Origin of the sequence: Streptomyces sp. NPDC060035, assembly GCF_042736635.1 — a bacterium.
Taxonomy (GTDB): domain Bacteria; phylum Actinomycetota; class Actinomycetes; order Streptomycetales; family Streptomycetaceae; genus Streptomyces.
Genome location: NZ_JBHWVO010000001.1, coordinates 298,531 through 320,149, shown reverse-complemented (window position 1 = coordinate 320,149; position 21,619 = coordinate 298,531). Strand labels below are relative to the sequence as shown.

Annotated in this window: 18 protein-coding genes and 1 pseudogene; 7 read left to right on the top strand and 12 right to left on the bottom strand. The window is 68.3% G+C overall.

Annotated features, from left to right (window positions below; all coding sequences use genetic code 11):
* Positions 1 to 25: 25 nt before the first annotated feature.
* Both ACFWBQ_RS01440 and ACFWBQ_RS01435 read right to left on the bottom strand, forming a co-directional pair.
* Positions 26 to 2,572, bottom strand: a complete 2,547-nt coding sequence (locus ACFWBQ_RS01440; RefSeq protein ID WP_385482709.1) for an FtsX-like permease family protein — start codon at positions 2,570 to 2,572, stop codon at positions 26 to 28.
* Positions 2,569 to 3,270 (bottom strand): ArsR/SmtB family transcription factor, encoded by a 702-nt coding sequence (locus ACFWBQ_RS01435; protein ID WP_385482708.1) that lies wholly within the window; start codon positions 3,268 to 3,270, stop codon positions 2,569 to 2,571. Before ACFWBQ_RS01435 ends, ACFWBQ_RS01440 begins: the two co-directional genes overlap by 4 nt.
* A gap of 172 nt (positions 3,271 to 3,442) precedes the next feature.
* On the opposite strand from ACFWBQ_RS01435, the pseudogene ACFWBQ_RS01430 reads away from it, so the two are divergent.
* A pseudogene (locus ACFWBQ_RS01430) lies at positions 3,443 to 3,625 on the top strand (NAD(P)-binding domain-containing protein); the annotation flags it as partial.
* Between the two features lie 13 nt (positions 3,626 to 3,638).
* Here the strand turns inward: ACFWBQ_RS01430 and ACFWBQ_RS01425 are convergent.
* The 3 genes from ACFWBQ_RS01425 to ACFWBQ_RS01415 form a co-directional block, all read right to left on the bottom strand.
* Positions 3,639 to 4,604 (bottom strand): serine/threonine-protein kinase, encoded by a 966-nt coding sequence (locus tag ACFWBQ_RS01425; protein WP_385482706.1) that lies wholly within the window; start codon positions 4,602 to 4,604, stop codon positions 3,639 to 3,641.
* A 425-nt stretch (positions 4,605 to 5,029) separates the two neighbouring features.
* Positions 5,030 to 5,359 (bottom strand): hypothetical protein, encoded by a 330-nt coding sequence (locus ACFWBQ_RS01420; protein WP_385482705.1) that lies wholly within the window; start codon positions 5,357 to 5,359, stop codon positions 5,030 to 5,032.
* The gene (locus tag ACFWBQ_RS01415; protein WP_385482703.1) at positions 5,352 to 5,675 is read right to left on the bottom strand and encodes a hypothetical protein; all 324 of its coding nucleotides are present in this window, start codon (positions 5,673 to 5,675) and stop codon (positions 5,352 to 5,354) included. The genes ACFWBQ_RS01420 and ACFWBQ_RS01415 overlap by 8 nt, the downstream gene beginning before the upstream one ends.
* A gap of 44 nt (positions 5,676 to 5,719) precedes the next feature.
* On the opposite strand from ACFWBQ_RS01415, the gene ACFWBQ_RS01410 reads away from it, so the two are divergent.
* Positions 5,720 to 6,880: an Hsp70 family protein gene (locus tag ACFWBQ_RS01410; RefSeq protein WP_385482701.1), complete on the top strand. Its 1,161-nt coding sequence runs from the start codon at positions 5,720 to 5,722 to the stop codon at positions 6,878 to 6,880.
* A 208-nt stretch (positions 6,881 to 7,088) separates the two neighbouring features.
* Here the strand turns inward: ACFWBQ_RS01410 and ACFWBQ_RS01405 are convergent, their stop codons facing one another.
* Positions 7,089 to 8,759, bottom strand: a complete 1,671-nt coding sequence (locus tag ACFWBQ_RS01405) for a DUF262 domain-containing protein (RefSeq protein WP_385482699.1) — start codon at positions 8,757 to 8,759, stop codon at positions 7,089 to 7,091.
* A 246-nt stretch (positions 8,760 to 9,005) separates the two neighbouring features.
* On the opposite strand from ACFWBQ_RS01405, the gene ACFWBQ_RS01400 reads away from it, so the two are divergent.
* Positions 9,006 to 9,227 (top strand): hypothetical protein, encoded by a 222-nt coding sequence (locus ACFWBQ_RS01400; RefSeq protein WP_385482698.1) that lies wholly within the window; start codon positions 9,006 to 9,008, stop codon positions 9,225 to 9,227.
* 231 nt (positions 9,228 to 9,458) lie between these two features.
* On the opposite strand, the gene ACFWBQ_RS01395 is transcribed toward ACFWBQ_RS01400, so the two are convergent.
* Positions 9,459 to 10,103 carry a YceI family protein gene (locus tag ACFWBQ_RS01395; RefSeq protein WP_385482697.1) on the bottom strand — a complete coding sequence of 215 codons (645 nt, stop codon included), beginning with the start codon at positions 10,101 to 10,103 and terminating at the stop codon, positions 9,459 to 9,461.
* A gap of 195 nt (positions 10,104 to 10,298) precedes the next feature.
* Entirely contained in the window at positions 10,299 to 10,424 is a 126-nt protein-coding gene (locus ACFWBQ_RS01390) for a hypothetical protein (RefSeq protein ID WP_385482695.1), read from the bottom strand.
* A 190-nt stretch (positions 10,425 to 10,614) separates the two neighbouring features.
* Here ACFWBQ_RS01390 and ACFWBQ_RS01385 point away from each other — a divergent pair, with 190 nt between their 5' ends.
* Positions 10,615 to 10,971, top strand: a complete 357-nt coding sequence (locus ACFWBQ_RS01385; RefSeq protein ID WP_385482694.1) for a DoxX family protein — start codon at positions 10,615 to 10,617, stop codon at positions 10,969 to 10,971.
* A gap of 183 nt (positions 10,972 to 11,154) precedes the next feature.
* Here the strand turns inward: ACFWBQ_RS01385 and ACFWBQ_RS01380 are convergent, their stop codons facing one another.
* The 4 genes from ACFWBQ_RS01380 to ACFWBQ_RS01365 all read right to left on the bottom strand — a co-directional run bounded on the left by ACFWBQ_RS01380 (position 11,155) and on the right by ACFWBQ_RS01365 (position 16,446).
* Positions 11,155 to 14,235, bottom strand: coding sequence for a tetratricopeptide repeat protein (locus ACFWBQ_RS01380; RefSeq protein WP_385482692.1), 3,081 nt, complete (start codon positions 14,233 to 14,235; stop codon positions 11,155 to 11,157).
* Entirely contained in the window at positions 14,232 to 14,615 is a 384-nt protein-coding gene (locus ACFWBQ_RS01375) for a hypothetical protein (protein WP_385482690.1), read from the bottom strand. The genes ACFWBQ_RS01380 and ACFWBQ_RS01375 overlap by 4 nt, the downstream gene beginning before the upstream one ends.
* Positions 14,616 to 14,737: 122 nt before the next feature.
* Positions 14,738 to 15,805 carry a CU044_5270 family protein gene (locus ACFWBQ_RS01370; RefSeq protein ID WP_385482688.1) on the bottom strand — a complete coding sequence of 356 codons (1,068 nt, stop codon included), beginning with the start codon at positions 15,803 to 15,805 and terminating at the stop codon, positions 14,738 to 14,740.
* A complete protein-coding gene (locus ACFWBQ_RS01365; RefSeq protein ID WP_385482686.1) occupies positions 15,802 to 16,446 on the bottom strand; it encodes an RNA polymerase sigma factor in 645 nt (214 codons plus the stop codon). Before ACFWBQ_RS01365 ends, ACFWBQ_RS01370 begins: the two co-directional genes overlap by 4 nt.
* 399 nt (positions 16,447 to 16,845) lie before the next feature.
* Here ACFWBQ_RS01365 and ACFWBQ_RS01360 point away from each other — a divergent pair, with 399 nt between their 5' ends.
* The 3 genes from ACFWBQ_RS01360 (at position 16,846) to ACFWBQ_RS01350 (ending at position 21,617) form a co-directional block, all read left to right on the top strand.
* Positions 16,846 to 18,873 carry an FG-GAP-like repeat-containing protein gene (locus ACFWBQ_RS01360; protein WP_385482684.1) on the top strand — a complete coding sequence of 676 codons (2,028 nt, stop codon included), beginning with the start codon at positions 16,846 to 16,848 and terminating at the stop codon, positions 18,871 to 18,873.
* Positions 18,874 to 19,101: 228 nt separating this feature from the next.
* On the top strand, positions 19,102 to 20,397 hold the full coding sequence (locus ACFWBQ_RS01355; RefSeq protein WP_385482682.1) for a cytochrome P450: 1,296 nt from the start codon (positions 19,102 to 19,104) through the stop codon (positions 20,395 to 20,397).
* Positions 20,394 to 21,617: a cytochrome P450 gene (locus ACFWBQ_RS01350; protein WP_385482680.1), complete on the top strand. Its 1,224-nt coding sequence runs from the start codon at positions 20,394 to 20,396 to the stop codon at positions 21,615 to 21,617. The genes ACFWBQ_RS01355 and ACFWBQ_RS01350 overlap by 4 nt, the downstream gene beginning before the upstream one ends.
* Positions 21,618 to 21,619 lie beyond the last annotated feature (2 nt).

Below are 21,619 nucleotides of genomic sequence, written 5' to 3'. Positions count from 1 at the left end.
CTGCCCCCGGCTGACCTCGCGGACGTCATTCCCTGGCTGTCGCCACCGTCACGGCCGGAACCCGCAGGGCAACGCGTCCGGGCAGGGCGGTCGCGATGAGCGCGAGCAGCCCGGCTCCGGCGACGACCGTGACGTAGAAGAGAGGGGTGACGGTCGGCGCCGCACGGCCCGTCATGCCGAGGCTGAACGCGGTCAGGACCGCCAGGGCGATGGAGCTGCCGAGTGCGGTGGCCAGGAGAAGGACGGACAGGGCCTCGATACGCAGCATGCGCAGCACCTGACGGCGTGTCGCCCCCACGAGCCGCAGCAGTGCGAACTCCCGGATGCGTTCGGAGACGGACATGGCCAGTGTGTTGACGACGGCGATGGCGGTGAAGGCCAGGACGAGTCCCATGGCGATGAGGTCGACCTCAGATGCGGACTGCCGGCCTTGCGCCCGCAGAGAGTCGGCGGCAGCCGGTGAGAGAGCTGTGAGGCCCGGGAACTGCCGCAGCGTGGACGTGACGTGTGCCTGCGTGCGGTCCGTGCTGACGAGGAGAGAGGCGGAGAGCGGGTTGTCGACGTGGCGTGCCACGAGGTCGTGCGCGAGGGTGAGGTCTCCGAAGCCGAGGCCTCTGGCGTAGACGGCGGCGACGGTGAGCGTGGCGGGCGTGCCGTCCCCGAGTGTGAGCTCCAGGGTGCTTCCCGGCTTCAAGTGGAGCTGCTCGGCCGCCAGTTCACTGACTGCGACGGTGTGCTGGGTGAGCCGCTCGAGAGAGCCGGCGGTGACGTCCGGGTCCCAGGTGCGGGTGAGGCCGGCCGGAGTGACGCCCTGGGCCGTGTACTTGTCCAGGCCGACCCGGACGGTCGTACGGACCACTTCGGTGACGACATCGTGGTGTGTACGCAGCCGGTGTGCCGCCTCGGCCGGAACACCCGGGCCGTGGGACGCGACAACCCAGTCGGCGCGGACGCCCTCGCGGGTCTCGGTGCGGGCGGCATTGCCGAGAGTGGGCTGCACGAAGAGCACCGTGCAGGTCATGCCGACGAGCAGAGTGAGCGGTGTGACGACGGCGGCCATACGGACGGCGTTGCCACGGAGGTTGGCGGTGGCGAGCCTGCCGCCGTGGCCGGTCAGGCGCAGTGGACCGGCGAGGACAAAGGCTGCCGCCCTGACCAGGAGAGGCCCGAGCAGGGCGACAGCGGTGGACAGCACGACGACCGCGAGGAACGTCACCGGCGTCGAGGCGGACTCGGTGTGCAGGATCCCGAGCAGAGCGACGAGAGCGCCGCCGCCGGTGAGCAGCAGAGAGCCGGCGAGGAGGCGGCCCCAGGTGGGCCGGGTGGGTTCGACCTGGGCCTCGGCGAGTGCCTCGGCCGGCCGGATCCGGGAAACCCGACGGGACGCGATCCGTGCGGCGGCCCAGGCACCGAACAGGGTTGTGGCGACGGCGGCGAGTACCGGAAACACACTGACGGTGTGCTCGAGTGTGGCGGGCACGGCGCCCAGGCTGACGAACCTGCTGTGCAGCCAACCGCCGAGGGGAAGTCCCACCACGGCTCCGGCCATGCCCGCGGCCGCTCCGACGATCAGGGCCTCGCGCCCGAGCAGCCTGCGGATCTGCCCGGAAGTGGCGGCGACGGCGCGGAGCAGGGCGAGTTCGCGGTGGCGCTGCTGGACGGTGAGCGCGAAGGTCCCGACGACCACGAGGACCGCCACGAGCAGCGAGGTGCCGGCCATCGCCCCACCCATGCTGACCAGCTTGATGCGCCCGGCCGCGGCATCCAGGAACTCCACCGGCCCCCGCGCGTCGCCGGTGCTGACCTGGGCGCCGGTACCACGCAGCGCCTCGGCCACGGCGCGTCCCAGTGTTCCCATATCGGTAACCGAGTCCGAGTCCGAGTCCGAGTCCGGGAGGATACCGAAGGCGGTGACCTGCCCCGGGCGGTCGGCGAGGCGGCGGGCCTCTTCGGCGGAGAAGAAGAGGGACGTCTGGTGCCGAACAGCCGTGGCGGGGGCGGCTACACCTGATACGCGGTAGGAGCGCGGGGCCCGCGTCGACTGGACGGTGAGGCGGTCCCCGGGTTCCAGGCGGGCGCGCTCGGCGAGGTAGCGGTCGATGACGATGTCGGTGGCGGCCCGGGGGGCGGTGCCCGCGGTGAGCCGGTACGGGGTCAGCTCGGCGGACGCCCAGTCGTGCCCGTATGCGGCTCGGTCGCCGGTGCCGCCCGGGGTAAGTGGCTGGGCCAGGAAGGTGAGTTCGGGGATCACGCGGCCGACGCCGGGGGTGGCGGCGAGGGTACGCCCGATGCCTTCCGGGAGCCAGGCGCGTTCGGCGACGGGTTTGGCCTTGTGCTTGACCTTGGTCTTGCCCTTCTTCTGCTCGACGGTGGTCCGGTGGACGTTCTGGTCGGCGGAGACCACGACCGGAGCGGCGGCATAGCGTTCGGTGCGGATGGAGCCGCGCAGTCCCGTCTCCAGGAGGGTTCCGCACGCGGTGATCATGGCTGCCGCGCACATGAGGGCGACGAAGGCACCGGCGAAGCCTGCCTTGCGCGCACGGACGGTCTTCAGGGCATAGCGCAGCATCATGAGGGGTCCGTGTCTCCGCTGTGGGGTACGTGGGTGTCTTCCGGGCCGGCCCCTGTGGTGCCGCCGTCATCCGTGGGCTCGGGAGCGGGGAAGGCGAGGAACCGGGTGAGCAGGGTGCGTGCGCCGGGCGGCGTCTCGGACTCGGGCCGCTTGTACCGATTGAGGAGAGCGATGTACTCCTCGAAGAACGTGTGGAGTTCGGGCAGCGTGAGCCGGACGGAGCCGCGCGAGTACGGGAACGCGTCCGCCCACGGGCCGTCGTCCGCGTCTCGCTGGAGACGCTCGAAGAGGTCCAGGTCGGCGGCGTACGCATGGTGGTTCAGCTCGTCCATGACGTGCCGCGTCTCAGGACTCTGACGGCTGCGCGGCGGGAAGCGGCGGTCGCCGGGAACCGCCCGCCACCAGCGCTCGCGGCGCCCGGATGCCGTCACCCCCGCCCCGTCCGTGGAGTCCGCCTCCTCGGCGAAGCCGTACCTGGCCAGCTCGCGCAAGTGGTAGCTGGTCGACCCGGTGTTCAGCCCAAGGGCCCGGGCGAGCGTCGCCGACGTGGCGGGACCGTGCAGGGTCAGGTGCTCGAGCACACGCTGACGGCGCGGCTGAGCGAGTGCCTTGAGCGCGGCGAGATCGCCGAGCTCGACAGGCGCTGAGGACGGACGTTCCGGCTCCGCGGGCCGGGGTGCACCGGGTTGCTGTGGCATGCGTACACAGTCGTCTGTGCACAGGTGTCTGTGCATTGCGGCGACCCGGCGTCCTCGGCGGGGGGTTATCCCTACCGGCAGGGCCGGGCGGGAGACGTAGGGCCGATGAGGGAGAGCAGACCGGTCTTCGGGACGAGGCGACGGCGGGACGGTCCGTCATAGCGTCAGGAGCATGAAAATCGCCATCTTAGGAACGGGCCATGTAGGGCGGGCGCTGGCCGTGGGCTGGGCCCGAGCGGGACACGACGTGGTTCTCGGGTCGAGGCGGCCGGACAAGGCGCAACTGGGTGCGGACCCGGCGTCGGAGGTGGGGGACGACATCCCGGTCGCGGACGTGAAGACGGCCGCGACGGGTGCGGAAGTGGTGGTCAACGCGACGCCGGGGACGGCGTCCGTGGCACTGCTCGCGGGAGTCGGCGCGCCGCCTTGGCCGGCAAGGTGCTTATTGATGTCGCGGTCGGATTCGGGGAGGACGGCTCGCTCTCCCACCTCGTGGAGAGCCTGGGCGAGGAGATCCAGCGGACGTGCTCGGGCAACGCGGCCCGGTAGTCGCCGCCGAGCAGCCGGATCGCGGCACGCTGCGTCCGTAGTTCCAGCACCTTCCTGTTCTCGGCACCGAGGGCATGTGCGGCCGGCTCGATGATCTCGCCCAGCACCTCAGCGGCCTGGGTGAACCGCTCCTCCTCCAGCAGCGCGTCGGAGTGCGCGTATGCTTCCGCGATCTCCTCCCTCAGTTGCTCCGGCACGACCACGGGACCCGGAAGCGCGGCGTTCGGATCGACCCTGCCTATGGGGCTGCCGGTCGCGGTCAGCTTGGTGACGTCCGTGCGCAGGATCGCCGCGATACCGAAGTCGAGGACCTTCACTGTCCCGTCCCGCGCGACCAGGATGTTCCCCGGCTTGAGGTCGCGGTGGATGACGGGCACGTCGTGGGCGTACGACAACACGGTGGCGACCTGGGCCGCGACAGCCACGGCCCAGCTGACGGGCAGCGGGCGATCGGGGTGGATGTACGCGGACAGCGGGATCCCGTCGACCAGCTCCATGACGAGAAAAAGCCGTTCGTACGTGGTGTCCGTGTCGTCGAGTACCGCGTCGAACACCTGGGGTACGCCGGGGTGCTGGATGCGCGCGGTGATGCGGGCCTCGCGCTTGAACCGCTTGGCGAACTCCTCGGCCAGCTGCGGTGAGCCGGCAACGGACTGTCGCCGGACCACTTTCACGGCGACGGGCCGGTCCAGCACGGCGTCGTAACCACGCCACACGTCGCCCATGCCACCGCTGTTGAGCTCCTCAACAAGCTCGTACCGTCCGGCGATCGGCTGCTCCGGCACCTTGCCCCCGTGTGTGCGTGTGCTGATGGCCGGCGCGTGTTGGTGCGCGGACCCGACATGGTGGGGCAAGTCTCTCCGGGCGGCGATCTCCCGTCCAGCGAAGCCCTGGGAGGCAGCGAGGGGGCGTCACTTTCCAGTCACCGGAGGAGGAGCGCCTTGTCGCGCGCAGCTTGGCCCAGACGTCGGGTCTTCCCGTTCATTGCGGACACGGCACCGGCAAATGGCTGGCCACGGAATGTGAGTTCGTTGATCGCTGTCTCTTTAAGCCTGTGAATGAGCACGCAACGTCTGATAGGCCAGGGCTGTGGCCGGTGACCCGGTCCGGGCTGGCATGAGCAGAGATTGCAGCCCCCGCCGACGGGGACGGTGATCGCCCCCGCCTTCCAGGAGGGAGAGCTCTTCAGACGCCCGTGCCGACGGGGCGTTCAGTGCCGCGGTGCCGAATTCAGGACATCGCGCTTGGCCAGCGTCTCCGCTCCGGCTCCCGTGAGCGTGACCTTGCCGGAGTGAACGGTGTCCAGTTGCTCCACCTGCCTGCCGTACCACTCAATGGCGGTCAGCGAGAACTCTGGTGTGGCCGTGCCTGGGGAGGCTGCGGAACCCGGGTGCCGGAACACCATGCCCAGCCGTGCGGTCCCCTCAACACAGCGGACGACGCAAACGGCCACGGCGTCCGCCGCGCAGGGAACGCCCGGTGTCACGGACTCGATGGATTCGATGCTCAGGGCTGCCTTCTCCGGCACGTTATCAAGCACGTCGGTGTGCCTCCTCTACGAAGTGCGCGATCTGCTCGGGGGTGAGCTTGGGAACATCGTATTCAAGGAGCGGATCGATGTCCCCGTTGCCGATCTTGCGTGGCACGTGGATGCCCATCTCGGAGAGGATCTCCCGGGCTACCGCCGAGGGCACTTGCACGGATGCGCGCGACGACAGTTCTGCCGGGCTCAGCTCGACCGGCCACTCGGCCTCCCGCGCGATGTACCCCTGGTGGACCGGGACCCCGTCCAGCGCGCCGCGCGGGTAGATCTCGACGATGGCGTCGCCGAACCGCTCGGCCTGCGTTGCGAACACGCTGGCGACGCCGGGATCGGACGAAGTGCCTCAACGACCTCCACATGGCGCCCCTCGACGTCGACGACATCCTCATGATCGGCGGTACAAGTCAGATCCCGAGCGTCCGGGCGGCTGTTGCCGAGGCGCTCCAGATGGAACCTGTGCCCACGGAGCTGTGTGATCCGATGACCGCCGTGGCGCGAGGGGCGTCCGTTGCTGCCGCAGTCCTTGCTGGTGAGACCGAGGGGGTGATCCAGGTCGCCACCAGCCATGCACTCGGCACGGTGGTGAAGGACTCGCAAGGGCGCAAGAAGTTCAGCCAGATCATCCCCAGGAACTCGCCGCTGCCCTGGAAGGAGCGAAAGAGCTACACACCCCAGCGAGACCACGCGCGGAAGCTGTCGGTCGAGATCTGGGAAGGGGACCCGGACAAGGAACTCACGCATCCGGACAACGTGCAGCTCACCGAACTCACCCTGACGTACCCCACCCCGCGTGTTCGTGATGAGTCCAGCTTCGACCTGGAGTACATGTACGACTCGAATGGTCTGTTGCACGTCAAGGCCGTGTTGGAGCATACGGGGGAGGTAGTGGTCGATGAGGAGGTGAAGAGCTTCGGTTCCGGCGGCCCCACGCCGGAGGTACGCAAGGAGCTCGACGACCTGTTGCACGCGAACCCGACTCCTATGGCACCGATGACAACGCCTTCGAGCGCCCGTCCAGTGCCCGCTCCTCCGGGTGGCAAGCCGGCCGTTGGAAAGAGCCCACACACTTTGGTCGTCGACGGTTCCAACCTCGCGTGGATCGGTCGTTCGCCGCGCCGGTCCGGAGTGTACGAGGAGGACGACAGGCCGAGCTTCGGTCAGCTCCAGGCCGCGTGTGCGGCACTGTCCAAGAAGTACCCCGCCGCGGAGATCCACGTCGTCGTCGACGCCAGTCTGCGGCACAAGGTTGCGGAGGGGGAGCGCGAAATGGTGACTGCCGCGATCGCCAAGGGCGACGTCATTCAGCCGCCCGCAGGAACCGAAGGAAAGGGGGACGCCCTCGTTGCAGCCATCGCAGATGAGTCGGACGCGATGATCGTCACCAACGACAACTTCGTCGAATTGCAAGGACGCTATCCCTGGCTCCGCGAAAAGGGACGTGTGCTGGGTGCCACGTACGCGAAGGACGTGTGGATCTTTACTGACCGCACGTGCGTCGCCCCGCGCGCCAGGGTGTAGACGCAGTCACAGGCCGTCGATCTCGCGGAGTGACCGGGTACCCGTGCAGTGGGGCGGCGCGGCCGGCAGGAACCTTCCATATTTTTGCGGTCGTTTCGCGCCCCTGGGGATGGGTGACCGCGGGTCCGACTGCGGTCACCCATCCCGCAACGCGTTTCCGTACTGGTGCCTTTCGGAAATCGGGCGGGTCCGAGGTTTGCGGGGCTGACTACAAACGCCACTCCTTGGCCAGCAGTTCGAGCAGTTCGGCCTGCCGCTTTTCCAGGTGCTCCGGAGTCCAGGTGTCCTGGCCCAACACCTGTGTGGTCAGGGGAAAGGTGACGACGCCCCGCCTTAGGTACCGCTCCTTCTTGTCCGTGAAGTCGAGGTTCTGGACCTGGGAGTTCTTCGTGCGGCTGAGCAGCACCAGATTGGCCAGCCTGTGCGTCCACTCCTTGCGCTCGTCCACCGTGAAATCGGCGCGCCACTGCGACTCGAGCCCCGGATTCTGAGGGAGCACGTGCTCGACGGTGATGCGCGGAGCGTCGTACGTCGTCACGATGTCGTCCTCGGCCACCAACTCGTCCAGCCGTAGGAGGATGTAGCGACGCGTCCTCAGCTCGTAGTACACATCGCCGTCGAGCCGGGTCAGAGTCTCGGTCCGCTCGGATTCGGTCAGCTGGAGGGACGGGGCCTCCAGGCCACGGCCTTTGGTCAGTTCCGTCAGCAGCTCGGCAAAACGGAGCACACGGGGAGTGGTGTAGACGCGCCGGACGAACATGCTTGCCGCGAGGCGCTCCAGCAACCGTAAGAACGAACCCAGCCACACGGGATCGTCGCCATGGGACCGAAGCGCCCACAATGCGGCCGGCCACCAGTCGTTGTTGTCCAGCTGCAGAAGTCTGCGGAACCACAGGTTGACCTGTGCCGACCCGTCTCCGGCCGCGTATGTCTTGTCGCGGATCACCGCGGACGCGTCGGCATAGGGAACAAGTACCTCGTCGACGAACTCCTTGGCCCGTCCTCCCTTGTAGTGAGCCAGGACCTGAGTCTGGAACTCCTTGAGCAGTTCCTGCCGTGCTCGCTCGCCGGAGAAGATCATGCGGATGTGGAGGAAGAGGTCAGAAAAGTCCTCGCGACCGAGGCTCTCCTCCGCGTCTTCCCACCGCCTGGCGTAGGTCTCCGAGACTTCCTCGTCGATCTCTCCGATGATCTGCGCCTTGAAGATGTCGGCAGGCGACAGGTCAAGGCCCCGGGAGTTCATGACGCTGAAGATTCGGTGGGCACTGTCCAGATCAGGGGTGCTTACCGCGACGAGGAAGGTCTGGACACCCATCAGTTTGCACAGAGCGAGACGCTGCTCGTCGCTCCAGGAACCCAGGGTGGTGTGCAGAACCCGCGTGTTGGCCTGGACAGCCCTCTGCGCGTCCGTCCTCAAGTTGTGCGGGTTCAGTTCCAGGAGGGTCCTGATGGAGCCGGAGGTCTGGATGTGCTGATGGAAGAAGTCGGCGTCACGTGGACGCAGGGTGAGCCGGGGTTTGGCTTTCAGCCCCAGAACCGTGTTCCCGGGCTCGGAGATCATCGCCACCAGGTTGGTCACCACATCGGGCTGCTGAGCCAGATCTCGCAGAACGGCGAGCAGGATAGTCAAGGTGGTCAGCCGCTGCTGGCCGTCGATGACGTCGGCCTCGGCGGCGCGACTGTCCTTGACGAGCACCAAGGAGCCGAGAAAGTAGGGCTCCCCGTTGCCCCGTAGGAGCGCTTCCTCAAGGTCGGCGAGGAGTTGCTGGGCCTGTTCGGTCTGCCACGCGTAGGGGCGCTGGTAGTCCGGAATCCGGAAGTCGTAGTCACTGCAGAAGACCTTGTGCAGCGGCACTTCGCGCGCTTCGAGCTGAGCCATAGTCAGCATGATTCCCTATTGGGGACCGACGCCGCAGCGATGTGCGGGGAGGCGATGCCGCGGGTGCCGCGCAGACCAGGGCAGGCGGTGCTGGTGTGCAGGTTGTCGGTCGTGACCGTGAGTTGGGCAGGTTGCCAAGGACTTCGAACTGACCGCGCCCGCGGTGCGGGACTGGGGCAAACAGGCCGAGGTCGACGCGGGTGGGCGTAGTGGGCCGACTGGCAGCAAGCGCGAGGGACTAGCGTATTGCGGCGGGAGGACCGCAGGCTGCGCGAGGACGTCGACATCCTCAAGCGGACCACAGTCTTCTTCGCGAAGAGGCCCGTGACGGTGCACCCGTTCATCGAGTTGGAGAAGGCAGGTCACAGCGTCATACGGGCCCGCGAGCGGATGAAGGTCTCCCGGCCGCCTTCCATGCCCGTCACTCCGGTCTGCCCGATCTCCGTACAGTGCGGGATGCACAGCTGACCCAGCAGGTTATCGAGGTCCAGGCAGAGGCGAAGACTGTGCCTCCGGTGCCCTCAGCGCGGGCGACGACCGGGAAGGGCGGTGCGGGAGTGCCCCGTGGCTTCTGTGGTGGACGTTGTGCAGGCTGCCCATCGTGGGAATCGCCGGTGTCCTCCGTTCCTACGGTTTCGGGTGCGCGTGGTGCGTGCCGCCGGTCTGCGGCGGGCTTCCAAGTGCGGCTGGACGTCCGGGTCAGACGGTGGAACGGATAGCGGCGATGTCGAACTGGAGGCGGAGCCTCTCGCTCACCATGGCCCCGCCCTCGGCCAGCCGGGCGTTGTAGGTCAGCCCCCAGTCGGACCGGTTGATGGTGGTGGTGCCGTCGAAGCCGACACGTTCGTACCCGAACGGGTCGGTGACATGACCGATGTAGGTGAGGTCCAGGACCACGGGGCGCGCAGTTCCCCTGATGTTGAGGTCGCCGGTCATGCGGTAGACATCCTTGCTCGCGAGGTGCACAGCGGTGCTGGTGAAGGTGATTCGCGGGTGCCTCGCGGCGTTCAGGAAGTCACGGCCGACCAGATGGGCGTCGCGTTGCTCCACGCCGGTGTCGACGCTGGCGGTGGCCAGTGCGATCTCTGCCCTGGAACGGGCCGGGTTCCGGCCGTCGAAATAGAGGCGGCTCTCGTACTCCGCGAAGGAGCCGCGCACCGTCGTCACCATCGCGTGCCGCACGGAGAACCCGATCCTGCTGTGCGCGGGGTCGATCATCCACTCTCCGGTGAGAGCCGCCAGGGCCGGATCCGGCACCACCGCAGCCGTGGGGGCCGATGAGGCCGATGGGGCAGCCGGTGCCGCTGTGCGTCGGGATGTGGAACTGCGGCTGAAGAGGTTCATGATCATCTAGTTACTCGGGGGTAAGCAGCACCCGCAAGGCCGGATGAGGAAACCCGACCATTCATGGGCAGACCTTCACACGGTGGAGTTGCGGTCAGCGGCATTCGCCCCACGGCGTACCCGCGTGCCGGTAGGTCATGGATGCCTTCCGGCATGCGAGCGCCGCACGCCGTGCGCGGTAGGCCCGGACCGGGCTCAGGGCGTCGTCGCCGGTTCCTCGCGGAGTGCGTCGACCACTGAGCGCTCCAGGGCCGCGGAGGCGTGAGTGAGGGTGCCGGTACGACCGGTGCGGTGTCCTGGCTTGTCGTACGCGTAGGTCATGGTGCGGTCGTCGACGGTCTCGGATGCTCCCCGCCGGCGACCGCTGGCAGCACCGCCACCGCTGCCAGGGCCCCGGCCGCGCCCGGCTGTCGGCCGATGTCACAAATCGAGTCGTCGGCTCGTCATCCAGGAGAACGGCATCCCACGACGGAGTGCGAGTAATGCCACTCCCTACAGAAACGGAGAAATCGTGTTCGCCGCCTACCTCACGGTCACCATCCTCGGCGCGGTCTTCAACGGCGCCGCCGCAGTCACCTACCTGATCGGCCACGAATACCCCAAGACCCAGGCGGACATGAAGGGCCTGCCCCGGAAGTGGGTACCGGTGCTGGGCATGCTGCTGGCGGCGGGCACCGTGGGGCTGCTGGCCGGGTTCGCCGTGCCGCTTCTGGGAACCCTCGCAGCCTCCGGCCTGGTGCTGTACTTCATCGGCGCAATCATCGCCCACCTGCGGGTGGGCTCCCGCAACGTCGTAGGCGGGATCGTGTTCCTCGCCACCGATGCGGCCGCCCTGGCTCTGGGCCTGCTCTACCACGGCCCTTGGTAACCCGGGGCTGAAAAAAGTCCGCGGCCCGTGACCACGGCGGCCGTCATGGTCCTCCCTGCCCCCGCTGACCCGCCGGATCACGCCCTCGAACTGCCGCCGGCGCGGTGCGGATCACGGGCCCAAGGTGTCGACCGCCAACCGGACCTCCTCCTGGCGTGTGTGAGGTGCCCATCGGAGGGGCACCTACCCGGGCGGTTGAACCGCCTGGCCTTCCGCCAGTACGGCGCCGCGCAGACACTCAACGGCCCGGTGGGTCACACCGAGGGTGCCGTAGATTTCCGCTGCGGCTCGGAAGGAGGTTGCGGCCTCGGCCGTGAAGCCCTGCTCGAGTGATGTGCGCGCCATCCCCCGCAGGTCGTTGGCCTGCCCGAGGCTGTCGCTGATCCGGCTGTGCCGGGCGTGTGCTTCCTCGTAGGCCCTGGCGGCGCCGAGGTAGTTCTCCGTGGAGAGATACACGTCGGCGAGACCCTGCATGGCGTTGGCCATGCCCAACTCATCGCCCAGGCTCGTGTAGAGGTCGAGAGCCTCTCGGTGCAGAGCGGTCGCCACGTCGTACTCCGCCAGGGCGTGATGGACCCACGCTCTGCTGAGCACCGTGTTACTCACCCCGCGGCGGATACCCATGGCGCGATAGGACGTCTCGGCCTCGCGGAAGCAGGCGGCTGCTTCGGTGGTGGAGCCCATGGCCAGGTGCAGGACGCCGAGGCAGCGAACCACGTTGGCCGCGCCCAGCTGGTTGCCCAGGGATGTGTACTCGCTCAGGACCTCGTCGTAGAGTGCCAAAGCTGCGGCGTTCTCACCTCTCAACCGGTGGATGTCGGCCAGACCCTGGTCCGCACGGACACGTCTTCCGTGGTGCGCGGACCGCACACAGAGCTCGCGGACGTCTCGGTACAGGTCGGCGGCCCGGCCGTACTCCCCTCGAGCGAGCAGAACGCCCGCGAGGCCCAGCGAAGCGTCGGCCTGTCCGACGGTCTCGTCCAACGAGGCATAGGTCTGCATGGCTTGCCTGTAGGAGACGACCGCTTCGTCGTAGCGGCCCTGCTGGCGCAGTACCGAGGCGAGACCCGAGATCGCCTGGGCACATCCCTTGCGGTCATCGAGCGCCTCGCCGATGGCACGGGCCCTTTCGTAGGAACCCATGGCTTCCGTGAACCGGCCCTGAAAGCTGAGGACGTCTCCAAGCCCACAGGCCGCCGTCGCATGCTCCGGTGAGTTCACATCGGTGGATTCGAGAGCGAGACGGAGCAGTTGGTCCGCGTCGCCGTATCGGCCGTCAAGGATGTCCCGCGCGGCTACCGCCAGAAGGAATTGTGCTCGTTCGGACCACGCTTCGGGGACTTCACGCGCCGTCGCGTGCAGTTCTTTCATATGGGTGTCGAGCCAGACTCTCGCGTTCTCGTCCGCCGACGCCTCTGCTCCCCCCGGACCGCTGGTGAGCTGTTCCTCAGCCGTCCGGAATCGAGCCAGCAGGTGTGCGCCGAGCCGTACAAGGCTGTGCTCCGCCTCGCCGGGTGAAGCATCGAGCAGCGCGATCTCGCGTGCGTGCTCCAGGCTCACGTCGTGGAATGCGTATCTGCCACCGTGGCGGACCAGGAGCTGTTCGACATCGGTCAGTTGCACTTCCGCCAGAAACGGCGGGATCTCCGCCATGGCGGCCACCGAGTCGGGGCCGAAGTCCGGTCCCGGGTGCCAGGCACAGTGATGGATCAAGGAGCGGAGGGCGGGTTCGAGCGCCCCGTAGGCGCTCATGAAGGCAGCATGTTCGGCTCTTTCGAGCTCGGGGAGGCGATGAGAGGGAGAGGACGCCGCCAAGGACGCGAGCACCGCTGCCGAGGAGGCTCCCCGGAGCAGTCGAGTACCGATGGCGCCCAGAGCCAGCGGGCTGCCGCCGGTGGCCTCTGCGAGGAGCATGAGGCCTTCCGCCTTCTCGGACACACCCATCCGATGCAGTACCTTGACGCAGTCCGCGGCCGGCAGCGGAGCCAGCCCGATGCGGAGGCCCGCCGCGACCCCGGTCAGTTCCTCGCGGCTGGCAACCATGACCGTGCCGACTGCGCCGGCCCCGGGCAGCAGAGGCCTTATCTGGTGGGCATCGCGGACATTGTCGAGAAGTACCAGCAGAGGGTGTTCCTCGAGGAACAAGCGCCACGCCTCCGACCGGGCGGTCGGGTCCTGCGGGATCTCGTCGGGACGGTGGCCCAGATGGCGCAGCTGTTCCTCAAGGACCTCGTACGGTGCACGCGGCTGCTCCCCGGGTGTCCAGCCACGCAGGTCGACCTCCAGGCATCCCGCAGGAAACAGGTGCGCCATCCGGGACGCCGTCGCCCGCAGCAGCTCGGATTTACCCTGGCCGCCCCGGCCGTGGACGATGCAGATGGCCGGCGGTCCGCTCGCCGCCTCGACCAGCGCGGAGATTTCCCCTTCGCGTCCGGTGAAGTAAGGAGTAGGTGCGAAGACGGTGCGGGTGGGACGACGCCTCCCAGGTGCCGTCGGCGCGGCGCCGGTGAACGCCCTGTTCCTGGAGAGCGGAATACGGTGGCCGTTGTCCCGCGTGCTCATACGAGGTTGCGGCACCGGGTACTCGTCCACGACCCGGCCGGCCAGTCGTGCGCGCAGCGCCTCGTACACGTCGGCCATGGTCAGGTCCGGCTGCAGTTCCCCGAGCCTTCCGTCGGGGAGCGGGCCGCTGACTCCTTCTCGCAGAATTCTCGTCAACTCGATGGTGAATACGCTGCCCTCCGGGAGGCAGAGCGAGCGCTGTGTCTCCGCTGCCGAGGTCAGTACGCAGGCACCGGAGACGGAGAAGTCGGCCGGAGCCGGCGAGTCACCCATGTGGAGAGCGCCGCCGCTGAAACAGGAGTCGACGATGACGACCTTGTGTCTGGCCCTGGCACGGGAGACGAGCCTGCGGATGTCGTCGTACGGGACGGAATGGTGGGTTCGCTGCGGATGGGAAGCGCTCGTGCTGAGGTAGAGACCCTCGCTGCGCGGGCCGAGGTGTCCATGGCCCGAGTAATAGAAGAGCAGCAGGTGTTGCGCAGCGTCACATGCCTCGTAGAGGGCGTCCAGCAGCTCCCCGGGACCTGCGTCGTCAGGGACGGTATGGCAGTGGCTTTCGGACAGTCCGCCTGTTCCCGGCGCGGTGAGTGACTCGGCGAGTGCGGGGACGTTGTGACGCACGCCGTCGAGCGCGCTGAAATGGGTGTACCGATGTACGCCGAAGAGGACCGCCCGGGACGCCTTCGCCTCGTCGGGCGTCACGTCCCCGGCTCTTCGTCGCTCGGCCCGTCCGATTCGAGACGGCGCAGGACGGCGGACAGTTCGGCGGGAGACAGATTGCCGATATCGACGGTCGTCGAGCCGTGGGTCAGGAGTCGAGCTCCGCCCACCGCTCGGTCGGGCTCTGTCGCCTTCCGCGTGGCTCGCCAGGTGGCGTAGGCGATGGCGAAGCTCGCCAGGTCTGTTCCATGCCCCAGAATGATGTCCAGGGCATCGAGGGTGCCCATGGCTCGAGCGGAACCACGGGCATCGTGGCAGATCGGCTCGGTCGGCAGGTCCGTCGTTCCAGGGTCCCGCCGCAACCAGCTGTGCAGATCCGCGACCGCGAAGTCGTCACCCTCGCCAAGAATTCGGATGCGCAATGTCCCACCGTCCTCTGCCTCAGCAACAGGATCTCAGCTTAAGCCAGTTGATCGGCGTGCCGACGGTTCAGGGACGGAGTGGTCCACCAGCACGGCGGGGGCGCTGTGCCCCCGCCGTGCCCTCAGGCTGTCGTCGTCGGTTCCTCGCGGAGTGCGTCGACCACGGCCCGCTCCAGGACCGCGGAGACATGGATCAGGGTGCCCTTCCTGCCCCGTTCCGTGTCCCTGGTGAGGTAGCTGCGCTCGCCCAGATACACCAGAGTGTTCCGGTCGAAGATCCAGGCGGTGCGCTCGTGCCGGGTGTTCTCACGTGCGACACCGATGCCACGGCGGCCGGCCGCGTCCACCGCTTCGGGGTCCTCGGTCACACCGGGGATACGGGCCGCGGCCTTGTAGAGGGCCGCAGCCGTCTTCGGCGGCATGACCGTCTCCCTGAGCAGCTCGCCGACACGGTCGAAGACGTCCTGGTCGGCGTTCCGGTCCTCCGGCGGGGTGTTGCTGATGTCCTGCGAGCGGGTGGTCTCGGTGCGGAGCCGGTCCAGCAGGACGTCGGGGTCGGTGGGCAGCGAGGCCAGCCAGGCGTACGTGGGCCGGTCCAGGCCCGCCGGGATGCCGACGGGGGATTCGCCGTCCGGTACTCCGACCTCGATCGGCCAGTACTGCGCGTTCTCGTGGATCAGGCCGACGTCGAGCACCGGGCCCGGCTTCTGCGTCATCCAGACCTTGCGTACGTGGGGCGGGCTCAGCTTCACCGGTCCGCCGAGCCCGCCATCGTTCTGCGTCTGCTTGCTCTTGACGTAGACGAACTGGTCTCCGGCAACCGGCAGTTCATCGCTCCTCGCGGCGACCGAGGCGATCCGGTCGAGCAGGACGGCCGCGTCGCGCGATGTCCCGGCCTCGGTGCGGGGGGCGGTGGCGGACGGTGCCTGCGCGCTGTCGCGGTCCGTCACGGCGAGGGTGGTGACCAGGATTCCGGTCAGGGCCATCGCGGCGGCGGGGAGCAGGACGGCGGGGCGCAGCAGTCGTTGGCGGGGGGCGGCGCGGCCGGTGTCCTGGTCGATCAGATGCATCAGGGTGTCCTTGTGGTGGAGATGGCGCCCCGGCGGCAGGTCCCGTTCCACCGGGACCGGCAGGAGCCGGGCCAGTTCCTCGCGCTCGGCCCGCTCGGGACCGGAAGGCGTGGGGTTCATCGGGCTTCCTCCTGGATGGGCAGGGCCACGAATGCGGCCTCGCTCTTTACCTCTCCGCGACCGGACAGCGGTTCCCGTCGCAACGTGCCCGGCCGTGCACCGAGTTGCTCGTCGGTGAGGCGGCGCAGTCGCGTACGGGCACGGGACAGGCGCGAACGTACGGTGCCGACCGGAACACCCAGGGCCTGCGCCGCCTGTACGTAGTCCAGCCCGGACCAGACGCAGAGTGCGAGCACCTCACGCTCCTGGCGGCGCAGCCGGCCCAGTGCCTGCTGTACGGCGGCGAGCTGCCGCGCGTCGTCGATGCGGCCGGCCGCCGTGTCGGCGAAGTCCGTCACCGGTTCGGGGTCCGGGCGCCGGGCCAGGAAGGCAAGCCGCCGACCGGTACCGCGGTTGGCGTTGCGCGCCTTGTTCGTGGCGATGCCGAGCAGCCACGGTCTCAGCGAGTCACCCTCGGGCTCCACGCTCTGTCCGGTGCGCCAGGCCGCCAGGAAGGTCTCGGACATCACTTCCTCGGCCGTCGACCAGTCACCCGTCAGCCGGTAGGCGTGGTTGTAGACCGTCCGCGCATGTTCCTCGTAGAGCTCGGCGAAGGCTTCGCGGTCGCCCGCTCTGATCCGTGCCCGTTGTTGTGCGCGCATGCGCTCCCGATCTCCCTGTCCGTTACACCTCACACCACCTACCTCTCCGGACGACGTTGTGGGTTCCCGTGAGCCGTGTCATATCTGCTGCCGGGGAGGGGTCTGTCCGCTTTCGACGGCACGGTCGCCCTCGTCCTGCCAGGCGCAGCCTGATCGCCGGCAGCGCGTCATATCCGGTGCCCGTCATCCGACTCGCGTGAAACGGCGGCGAAGACAGCCTCGTTCGGGCTGGTCCAGGACGGCGCCCCGGTGATCTAATCAGCGGCGACTTTGCCGGGTCGAACATACGTCCCCCTGATGGCCGGGGGTGCGACATCTTCGGGACGGCGGAGCGAAGTGCGCCCGTGTGGGGCACGGACGCACTCTCTCGTCCAGTGAACAAGGGGGATGAACAGCCGAATGAAGAGACGTTCTGGAATAGTAAGCGCCGCTGTCGTGTGCGCCCTGCTCGGTCTGCAGGCCGGTGCCGGCAGTGCGAGCGCCGTGGTGAACGGTGAGCAGCCGGTGGCTGTCGCGTCCACCGCCGACGCCGGTGGCACGACTGAGTTGCCCGACGTCAGCGCCGTCTCCGCCACCTCCGACGTCGGGACGCGGACAGCTGCCGTACGGGCCAGTGGCACCGCCCCCCGCCACGACTACAACGGCGACGGCCGCAGTGACATGGTCGCCTGGTACGACTACAGCGACGGCCACGACGCCATGCGCACCTTCCTCGCAGGTGCGGACGGCAAGTTCCCTGCCCCCGGCGTGGGCTGGGAAACGGCCGGCGACACCTTCTCGGCCGACCGTATGAAGCGTGTCACCGGTGATTTCAACGGTGACGGGACGGGTGACGTCGCCGCCTTCATCGGCTACGACGACGGACGGGTCACCCTCTTCACCTGGCTCGGAACAGGCAGCGGTACGTTCGCCGCTCCCTTCTCCTCCTGGACCGCGGCCCCCGGTAACTGGACCTTCGATGCCATGACCGCCCAGGCCGGTGACTTCGACGGCGACGGCCGCGACGACGTCGCTGTCTGGTACGACTACGGCAACGGCGACGACAAGCTCTTCACACTCCTTGCCGATGTCAACGGCGGTTTCGCCGGACACTTCTCGTCCTTCGCCCGCGTCGACGCAGACGGGTGGCACGTCGAGCGCATGAAGTTCGTCACCGGCGACTTCAACGGTGACGGTCGCGACGACCTCGGTGCCCTGTACGGCTACGACTCCGGCACCGTGACGCTGATGTCCTTCGCCGCCAAGCCCGACGGCGGATTCAACGAGCCCGTCCACGGCTGGGAGTCCACCGGCTGGCAGTTCGGCCGGGCGAGCGTGCATTCCGGTGACTTCGACGGCGACGGCCGCGACGAATTCGCCGCGTGGTACGACTACGGCGACGGTCACGACGCCCTGATCAGCTTCGACCTCGACGCCGAAGGCAAGTTCGGCAACCGTCGCGAGATACTGAACATCGTGGCGGGCTCGTACGACCGGAACCAGATGCACATCGTCACCGGCGACTACAACGGTGACGGTCGCGACGACCTCGCCACCCTCTACGGATACAGTGACGGACGGGTGAAGACCATTACCTTCACCGCCAAGGACGACGGCAACCTCAACGCTTCTCTGCACAGTTGGGAGGCTGCCACCGGCTGGACCTTCGACAGAGTCCACATGATCGAACGCTACAACAGCCACCCGCCATTGCCCATCTGCCCGACGGTCTACGGGCACGGCGGCTACCCCACCGACGCGAACCCTTGGGAACGGGACCAGGTTCGTCAGCCGAACCACCCGAAGGGTCTCGCGCAGCAGAAGAGCTGGGGAGCGGGCGGTGTGGAGGCCGACCTCCAGCTCACCAAGGACGGCACCAAGGGTGTGATGTGGCATAACAGCACGACCAGAGGCCTGACGGGCACAAGCGCCGATATTTCGGAACTCTGGTGGGCTACCGGCGCCGACCAGCTCAAGGGCCGCACGATCGACCGCGGTCCGTACACCGGTGAGACCGTGTACACCTTCCGCGAATGGCTCGACAGTGCCAAGAGCCAGCAGATGGCTGCTCTGGTGGAGCTCAAGGGCGCGAGCAGGCAGTCGCTGCTCAGCAGCAACTCGGCTATCCGCGACGCCGGGTGGAACGAAGTCATCGCGCCCATCTCGGAACGTGCCTCCGCGCAGAAGATCATGATCTACACGGGTGACACCGAGTTGAGACCCGAGCTCGAGAGGCGCATCGAGGCAGCAGGTCTCGGCGCCACGCTCACGGGTCACCCCAACTGGGTCGACACGGTCGACTGGGAGGAGCCTGCTCCGGCGGCCTCCGGCAACTACACCTCGTGGCAGGACAAATTGACCCGGTACGGCTCCCCGGTCACCTCGGTGCCGCTGGCCACCACATGGACGAAGGAGTTCGCGTCCTGGCTGAACGGAAAGTGCCTCTGACGCTCGGAGCGAGCGTGGGGGACGGCAGCGCTGCCGTCCCCCACGCGTCGGTGACGGCCGGGAAGCTGTCCGTTTCGAACATTCAGGGAAGAGCCTGGGAAGCCTGTGATCGTCAAAGGTCGAAGATCGGCGCGATTGACGCCCACCGCTTCACCCAACCTCCTTATAGTGGTCCCGCGTTGATCGTATGGCCGCAACGCGCGAAGCCGTCTCCCAGGAGTCCGTACGATGACGACCCCTCCTCAGTCCGCCGCGCCCGCATCCGGCGGTGGCTGCCCCGCGCACGCCGCCACCGCCCCCGTACCGCTCAGCGGGCCGGAGTTCCACACCGCGCCGCAGGCCCTCTACCGGACCATGCGGCACGAGTACGGGCCCGTGGTGCCGGTCGAGCTCCCCGGCGGCTTCCCGGCCTGGCTGATCGTCGGCTACCGGGAGCTCCACCAGGTCACCAGCGACGGTGAGTTGTTCCCGAGGGATGTCGGGCTGTGGAACCAGTGGGAGCACATTCCCGAGGACTGGCCGCTGCTTCCGATGGTCGGGCGGCCCATGCCGTCCATCTACTTCACCGCGGGCGCCGAACACCGGCGGCATGCCGAGATGGTGGTGCCCGCCCTCGAGAGCGCCGATCCGTTCGAGATCCGGGGGCACTGCGAACAGCTCGCCGACCGGCTCGTCGACGGCATCTGCAGCCGGGGAACGGCCGATCTCGTGGCCGAATTCGCCGAACCGCTGCCCGTTCTCGTCCTGGCCCGGCTCGTCGGCTTCCCCGACGCCGAAGGGGCGGACATCGCCCGGGTCCTGAAGGACCTGGCCGACGGGGGACCGGGCGCGCAGGAGGCGTACGGCCGGTTCGCCGAGCACATGCAGCGGCTCGTGGCGGCCAAGCGGGACGCGCCCGGGGACGACGTCACGTCCCGGATGCTCGCCGACCCCGAGCCCTTCACCGATCAGGAGTACGCGCTCGACCTCATGGCCATCACGGCCGCAGGCCACCTGACCACCGCCGACTGGATCAGCAACTCCCTGCGGCTGATGCTCACCGAGGACCAGTTCGCCGACTCGCTCTCCGGCGGCCGGCGCAGCGTCGGCGACGCCATGAACGAGGTCCTCTGGGAGGAGAGCCCGACCCAGATCCTCGCCGGCCGCTGGGCCGTCCGCGACACCCGGCTCGGCGGACGGACGATCCGGGCCGGGGACATGCTGCTGCTCGGGCTGGGGGCCGCCAATACCGACCCTCTCGTACGCCAGGACCTGGGGTCCGACGGCGGCGCGAGGCACAGCAGCAACAGCGCGCATCTGGCGTTCAGCCATGGTGAGTACCGCTGCCCCTTCCCCGCGCAGGAGATTGCCGAGACCATCGCCCGTACCGCCATCGAGGTCATCCTCGACCGGCTGCCCGATCTCGAACTCGCCGTCCCCGCAGAGGATCTCGTCCGGCGGCCGTCCGCCTTCCTGCGCGGGATGAACGCGCTCCCCGTCCGCTTCGCTCCCGTACGTTCACGTTCGACAGGAGACCTGCTGTGAACTGCCCTCACGCGACCGTGGTCATCGATCCCATGGTCCAGAACCTCGACGGTGAGACCGAGCAGCTGCGCCAAGCGGGCCCGCTCGCACGCATCGAGCTGCTGGGGGTCCCGGCGTGGACCGTCACCCGGCACGCCGAGGCGCGTCACCTGCTCGTCGATCCACGGCTGGTGAAGGACCTGGACGCCTGGGGGCTGTGGCGGAGCGGGGAGGTCACCCATGCCTGGCCGCTCATCGGAATGATCGATGCCGGGCGCTCGATGTTCACGGTCGACGGCGGGGAGCACCGGAGGCTGCGGACCAAGACCTCCCAGGCGCTCACCCCGCGCAGGCTCGAGGCGATCCGCCCCGCCATCGAGAAGTTCACCGAGGAGCTGCTGGACGCGCTCGCCGAGCAGGGCAAGGACGGTGTCGTCGACCTCAAGGCCGTCTTCGCCCAGCCGCTGCCGATGCGGGTCGTCGGACTGCTGATGGGGGTGGACGAGGCGCAGTTCCCCATGCTGACGAAGCAGTACAAGGCCTTCTTCTCCATGCTCACCCCGCAGGAGGAGCGCCTGGCACTGCTGCAGGAGCTGGACGTCTTCTACACCGACCTCGTACGGGAGAAGACGGCGCGGCCCACCGACGACCTCACCAGCGCCCTGATCCTGGCCGACGAGGGCGGCGAGCCGCTCACGGAGGAGGAGGTCGTCGGCAACCTCAAGGCCATGGTGGCCGCCGGGCACGAGACCACGATCGGGCTCATCCTCAACGCCGTACGCGCTCTGCTCGCCCACCCCGACCAGCTGAAGAGGGTGCTCGACGGAGAGATCCCGTGGGAGACGGTGGTCGAGGAGACGCTGCGCTGGGACACGCCCACCACGCATCTGCTGATGCGCTTCGCCACGGAGGACATCCAGGTCGGCGACCAGGTGATCGCCGAGGGGGAGGGCGTGGTCATCTCCTACCGGGTCATCGGACGCGATGCCGAACAGCACGGCGAGGACGCCGACTCCTTCGACATCACCCGCGCGACACCGATCCGGCACATGACCTTCGGTCACGGCCCCCACATCTGCCCCGGTGCCGCGCTGTCACGCGTGGAGGCAGCCATCGCTCTCCCCGCCCTCTTCGCGCGGTTCCCCGCGCTCAAGCCGGCGATACCGGACAGCGAGATCCGCAAGCTGCCGGTGATGACGCAGAACGACATGGAGGCCTTCCCCGTCCTGCTGCACGGCTGAGG